The following is a 6,201-nucleotide window of genomic DNA, read 5'->3' as shown; positions in this document are numbered from 1 at the left end:
GCCCTAGCCGGTATCACGCTCGCGTCAATGGATATCCCGCAGGTGCTGGGGTACGCGCGCATTGCAGGAATGCCGGCGGTCACCGGCCTTTACACCGCGGTCCTGCCGCTCGTGGCGTTCGCGATCTTCGGCGCGTCCCGTCATCTGGTGGTGGCCGCCGACTCTGCAACAGCCACGATCTTCGCAAGCCGCCTATCCGGGATGGCGCCGATCGGAAGCGCCCAGTACATTTCGCTCGCGGGGACGGTAGCTCTTCTCACCGCAGTGCTTCTCCTGATCGCGCGAGTCTTCAAGCTTGGCTTTCTTGCCGATTTCCTTTCGCGCACCGTCCTGATCGGCTTTCTCGCGGGCGTGGGCATGCAGGTTGGTATCGCGATGCTGGGTGACATGCTAGGCCTCGCCGTATCGTCGTCCCACTCGCTTGAGCAACTAGGAACGGTCCTCGATCACCTGCGCCAGGTCAGCCTTCCAGCGCTCGCGATTTCGGCGATCGTAGTGACTTGCATTGTCGGCTTCAAACATTTGATGCCTCGCCTCCCGGTGTCCATGTTTGCGGTAATCGGAGGAATCGCGGCGAGCTACGCCTACGATTTCGCCCACCACGGGATTGCCATCATCGGGCCCGTAGCGGGTGGCCTGCCGCCATTGGGGCTCTCGCTCCCCGGCTGGCGGCAGACGCTCGACCTTGTGCCCGTAGCGGCTTCGTGCTTTGTCATGATCATCGCGCAGAGTGCGGCGGCAGGCCGCGTGTTCGCCGAGCGCTACCACGAGCGAGTCGATGGCGATGCCGACATTCTTGGACTGGCGGTGGCGAACGCGGCGGCCGCGATGACCGGGACGTTCGTCGTCAATGGCAGTCCGACCCAGACCGCTATGGCCGACCTTGCAGGTTCACGCAGCCAGTTCGCGCAGCTTGTCTTTGCGGGCGTCGTCGTCGCGGTGCTGCTGTTCTTGAGTGGAGCGCTGCAGTATCTTCCGCACTGCGTGCTGGCTGCCATCGTGTTCACCATTGCAATCGGGCTGATCAACGTGAAAAGCCTGCGCGGCATTCAGCGCGAGAGTCCGGGTGAATTCATCCTGGCGCTCGTCACGGCAGGTGCTGTGGTGCTGATCGGCGTCGAAGACGGGATACTTCTCGCGGTCGCGTTGTCGCTGCTTCGCCACGTGCGCCATAGCTACCACCCCCATACGATGATGCTGGTGCCCGGCCCGGACAAGCGCTGGCTGCCGGTGCCGGCGGCTCCCGGCACGCAGACCGAACCGGGTTTGATCGTCTACCGTTTCGGAGCGGACCTGTTTTTCGCGAACGACCATTTCTTCGTCGACGACGTGCGCCTGCTCCTCGACCGTGCGCCGACCCCGGTGCGCTGGTTCGTGGTCGATGCCGCTGCCATCACCGACCTGGACTATTCGGCAGCCAGGTCCGTAGGAGACCTTTGCAAGAATCTGCAACAACGTAATATTGAAGTCGTGTTCGCGCGAGTCAACCGCTACCTGCGCGCCGACATGGACCGGCATGGCATTACGGAGGTGATCGGCGATACGCATGTTTTCGAAACACTGCACGAGGCTCTCGCCACGCTGGACCTGCATCCGTCGGTGCAGACCAAAACGGAGCTTTGACGCGATATTTCGTCACCACGGAAAAGGGCAACGGGGATGCATCGCTTGAGCCAAAGATGAGTCGCACTCAGCCGTGCTTCTATAATCCGTGTGAACTCATTTTGGGAACCCAGTCAGTGAAGAAAATCCTCCCCGCCATGCTCGCTTTGCTTGTGCTCGCCGGTTGCGGGTCTGCCGAAACGCAAGCCGACCTCGACCGCAGTTTTGGACACGATCGAGAATCGCTGGATTCCGCCCAGCGCAATGCCACGATCGAGTGCCGCGACCAGTCGCAATGCGACAAGGTCTGGAAGTTGACGGCGACCTATGTGCAGCAGCACTCCGATACCGACGTAATCCGCACCGATGCGCTCGCCATAGACACCGACTTGCCCACCCGCAATGGCCGTGTGAGTTATTCGGCGACACGCGTGCCGAAAGGCAGTGGCGCAACGATTGCTCTCTTCGGGCAGTGTCGCGGCATGTACGATCCGGAACAGTCCAGAGGATCCGCGTACGACGAGTGCTTCAAGAAAATGACCACGACCCAAAACAAGTTTGCGGATTTCGTAAGCCAGCATCTGTCCGGGAATTGAACGCGGACTTTGGCATCGTGTTATTCGGGGTTGGCCGGCGCGGACCGGCCAAGCGGGCCGGGCAACGAGCCGGGTCTCGCGCCAGGGGACGGACCAGGAAACAGCGACAGCTTTATCCCGACAAGCGCGTGGAGCGCGTCTCGTCGTTGCTTGCCGCTTCCCTCTTCATGCGCGAGAAAGGTGCTCGTAAGGTGGGCGATCGCAGTGTCGATGTCGTAAGCCAGATCCGCCGGTCCAGCCTCTCTTTCATTATTGGCGACGCACGTCTCAAAGTGCCGCTTTATACCATCGAGCACACGATTAAACGCGATGGGCAACTCGCCGGACAGCTTGCCCGAGAGCCGCAGCAGATCTGACGAATTAAGCGCGATCCGCATATCGCGAATGCTTTCGGTTGAGGGATGTTTATGGTCGCTAGTCGGCGCCACGCGCGGAATCAGTTGCACGATTCGGTCGAGCATGCGCGCGGTCAGCTCTCGTTGATTTGCGTAGGACTGCGACGACGCACTCAGGATCACGTCCCTCCAGTTCGACCGGGTTAGCCGGGCCGCGGCCACGCTGCTGCCAAAGGGCCGTACCACGCCCGTCATTAGCGAAACGAACACGACACCCGCAAGACCGGCGCTATTAGAGTTGAGAAACGTCAGGAAATTGGAATCGTAGACACTGTCGATCCCAAGAAACGTGGCTGTGGTCAACGCAACCAGCGTGGCCGCCAACTGCCAGCGGGGCCGAGGCATCAGCAATCCGAGCGGGATGAACCCTAGCCCGAAAAAGAGTACGAGCATCGGAAAATCATTGACGTTCGGCAAGATCGCGAACAGATAGATACCGGAAATCGCGACCCCCACGCTGCTGCACATAAGGAATAATTTCATCATGGGCAAGGGCTCATCGGCTGCCGCGAAAAAGCAGCATCCGATCGCGCCAAACGAGACGGCCGCGGCGCCGTCTTGCCAGCCTGACGCTATCCACACGCACGCGAACACGAAGATAACTGCCGCAGTCGAACCAGCCGAAAACACCGCCAGGCCTTGATCAAGAAAGGGTTGCGACGCGCCGATTCGCCAATGGCGAAAGCGCGGCCGCCAACTGCCCGTTTCCTCAACAATGATCGTTCGCAGTACACGACAATCCACCCATAGATCGACAAGCTGCCTGAGACGCCATAGTGCGTTCGCCAATAGCGCGCCCTCCCACCTCGTCAATTCACTTTCGGACGGCTCCAATTGCGCTATGCGCATCCGCAGGCTTGGTGCCTCGTTTTCCGGATCCTGGCGCAAGGACTCGTTCATCCATCGCTCAACATCTAGAAGCAGGCTTTCCAGGTTGGCTCTGACGGGCAAGTTAATGCTAAGGCATGCGGCAAGCGTGTCCGCGAGGGCGGATGCCACGGGCAGCATCAATTGCATCCGGCCGTGCAGTTCCCGAGCGCGCCCCAGGATCCTTGGGCTCACGTGATCGTAGGCTAGCTGGCTCAGCAAGAGCTCGAGTCCCCGGACGCTCGTTGCCATCCGTTGACGGCTCACGGTAACGCGTTCTCCAGCAGTACGGCCCGACAGGATCTCGCTCGCGTAGAGAATGGCATCGCGGAACCAGGCGTCCGTTCGCTCGATAAGCGTCGGCGCCAGGCGGTTAGGGAACAGAACACTTCCCACGACGCTTGCGCACACGATGCCGAGCGTAATTTCTTCAAATCGCGAAACCGCGATATCGAAGACGCTAGAAGGATCGGATACGGTAGGAAGGGCAATCACCGACAAGCTGTAACTGGCGAGCAGGAAAACATAGCTCCTGGCCGCCCGCGTTGAAATGGAGAGGTAGACAAACACGCCCGTCCACAGGGCAATAAGGCCGCTCAACAAGTAGGGCGTTTCCGCAAACGGTGGCACGAGCACGACGGCGGCAACTGCGCCCAGAGCCGTTCCCAGAACGCGATACAGCGCCTTTGATCGCGTCGCCCCTACGAACGGATTGGAGACTATATAGACGGACGCCATCGCCCAGTAAGGTCGAGGCAGTTCGAAATAAAACGCGATGTAGAGCGCCAGCATCGCGGCGATAAACGTCTTGAGCGAAAACAACCAGTCGCGCAGTGAGGGAAAGGTCATCGATCATGCCGGGCCGACCGGCTTCCCAGGTCTATCGGATGTGCCGGCCGCACGCGCCGGCATTGAGGGTGCGTATTCATGATAAATCGCGCCGTGACGCTGCCCCCGAACGGGTTGTGAATATGTAATTCCGCTATGCCATTTATCCGGAACGGACGGCATGTTGACTTTGCGGGTGCGCGTACTAATTTTACAGAGAATGCAACTGTATCTGTTAAGTTCGCCGAGCGGACGGGCAGAATGGTCCGCAGTGAGCAGATGTTGTGAGCTCGCAATAATCCGCCCGGCGGCGGGGCGGATTGCGAACCTTATCCCGCGTTATTTCACCGGCGACTTATCAGCGACTTATGGCCACCTACCCTTTCCGCTTGCTCAACGTGTTCGCCGAATCGACCTTCGGCGGAAATCCACTTTGCGTGTTCGAAGACGCACGCGGGATGGATGACACAACCATGCAAGCGCTCGCCTTGCAGTTCAACTTGTCGGAAACGACATTTATCTTTCCGGCCGAGGGTGCCAGCGCGAAGGTACGTATCTTCACGCCGGGCTACGAGATGCGCTTCGCCGGCCATCCCACGCTCGGCACGGCCCATGTTGTGCGAGAAATTGCGCGCACGGGCGACAACCTCACGCTCGAATTCAAGGCGGGCGTCGTGCCAGTCAGTGCGCAGGGCGATGTGTGGACCTTCACTGCACCGGGTTCCGGCAAGCCAAAAACAGCGCCGGTGGATTTGCCGGACGCCGAAATGGCATCGCTGCTGGGCCTGCGTGAAGATGAATTGCTATCGTCGCCGATTTGGGTCGATACCGGCGCGGACCAACTGCTGGTAGCGCTCAAGAGCGTGGACGCCGTGCGACGTGCACGCCCCGACAGTGCGCGTCTGGATGCCTGGCCACAGAGTAGCGTCGGCCGCAAGGGCGCCTATGTGTTCGCCTTCGATCCGGTCCAGTCTGGTCGTGTCCTGTCGCGCTATTTCTTTGCGAAGCAAGGCGGCGGTTTTACCGAGGACCCGGGTACGGGCTCCGCCTGCGCCAATCTGGGCGGTTGGTTGCTTGCGCACGACCGAGGCTTGCCAGCGGTATATAACATCGAGCAGGGCGAAGCGGTCGACAGGCCTTGTCTACTGCGGCTTGCTGTCGACGCGAATGGCGAGATCCGCGTCGGTGGCCGGGTCATCGAAGTCGGACGCGGGGTCATCACGCTGTAGGGGGAAGCGCTTACGGGAGATGATTCTCAGTAAAATCAGCCCGCATGAATACGGTCAACATGTTGCTTAGCCCGGATGTCTCCACTACTGTGATTACCGAACTCGAACAACTGCGTGCCGGACAACTGGCCGGTACTCAGCTATTGAAACTAGCCTGCGGTCTGACCGAATTTCCGCGCGAGATTTTCGACCTGGCCGACACGCTGGAAATCCTCGACCTCTCGCGCAATGCCCTGTCGTCGCTGCCCGACGATCTGCCGCGATTGAACAAGCTGCACACGATCTTCTGCTCAGACAACCAGTTCACCGAGCTACCAGGGGTCCTTGGGCGTTGCCCGCAATTGAGAATGGTTGGCTTCAAGGCAAACCGCATACGCAAGGTTTCGGGAAAGTCACTACCCACCAAATTGCGTTGGCTGATCCTGACCGACAATCAGGTCGAGTCACTTCCATCCGAGATCGGAAACTGCGCCCAACTGCAAAAGCTGATGCTAGCCGGCAACCGCTTGAGGGAATTGCCAACGGAGTTGGCTGCGTGTTCCCGCCTCGAATTGATACGTCTCTCGGCGAATCAGCTAACCGAACTGCCTGCGTGGCTCACTTCCCTGCCCCGCCTATCCTGGCTGGCGTACGCCGGAAATCCGCTCACCGTGGAGCTTGAAACCATGGCGCTGACGGACGCAT

5 protein-coding genes are annotated in these 6,201 nt (G+C 60.0%); 4 read left to right on the top strand and 1 reads right to left on the bottom strand.

Going from position 1 to position 6,201, the window contains the following annotated elements:
- Positions 1-1,623, top strand: a 1,623-nt coding sequence (locus WCA53_RS23005) for a SulP family inorganic anion transporter (RefSeq protein WP_423915904.1), incomplete at its 5' end; no start/stop codon positions are given.
- A gap of 116 nt (positions 1,624-1,739) precedes the next feature.
- The gene (locus WCA53_RS23000) at positions 1,740-2,198 is read left to right on the top strand and encodes a hypothetical protein (protein ID WP_423915901.1); all 459 of its coding nucleotides are present in this window, start codon (positions 1,740-1,742) and stop codon (positions 2,196-2,198) included.
- 20 nt (positions 2,199-2,218) lie between these two features.
- Here the strand turns inward: WCA53_RS23000 and WCA53_RS22995 are convergent, their stop codons facing one another.
- Positions 2,219-4,309, bottom strand: coding sequence for an FUSC family protein (locus WCA53_RS22995; RefSeq protein WP_423915899.1), 2,091 nt, complete (start codon positions 4,307-4,309; stop codon positions 2,219-2,221).
- 347 nt (positions 4,310-4,656) lie between these two features.
- Here WCA53_RS22995 and WCA53_RS22990 point away from each other — a divergent pair, with 347 nt between their 5' ends.
- Both WCA53_RS22990 and WCA53_RS22985 read left to right on the top strand, forming a co-directional pair.
- Positions 4,657-5,517, top strand: coding sequence for a PhzF family phenazine biosynthesis protein (locus WCA53_RS22990; protein ID WP_423915896.1), 861 nt, complete (start codon positions 4,657-4,659; stop codon positions 5,515-5,517).
- Positions 5,518-5,606: 89 nt separating this feature from the next.
- On the top strand, positions 5,607-6,201 hold a 595-nt coding region (locus WCA53_RS22985; protein WP_423915907.1), incomplete at its 3' end, for a leucine-rich repeat domain-containing protein.

Origin of the sequence: Caballeronia sp. (assembly GCF_049581465.1) — a bacterium.
GTDB lineage: Bacteria > Pseudomonadota > Gammaproteobacteria > Burkholderiales > Burkholderiaceae > Caballeronia.
The sequence above is the reverse complement of the archived record's forward strand: the minus strand, read 5'-3'. Positions and strand labels throughout refer to the sequence as shown.

What these genes read in the sequence shown, in the direction of transcription:
- WCA53_RS22995 (WP_423915899.1), bottom strand. Translation starts at nt 4,309, where the DNA reads ATGACCTTTCCCTCACTGCGCGACTGGTTGTTTTCGCTCAAGACGTTT.
- WCA53_RS22990 (WP_423915896.1), top strand. Translation starts at nt 4,657, where the DNA reads ATGGCCACCTACCCTTTCCGCTTGCTCAACGTGTTCGCCGAATCGACC.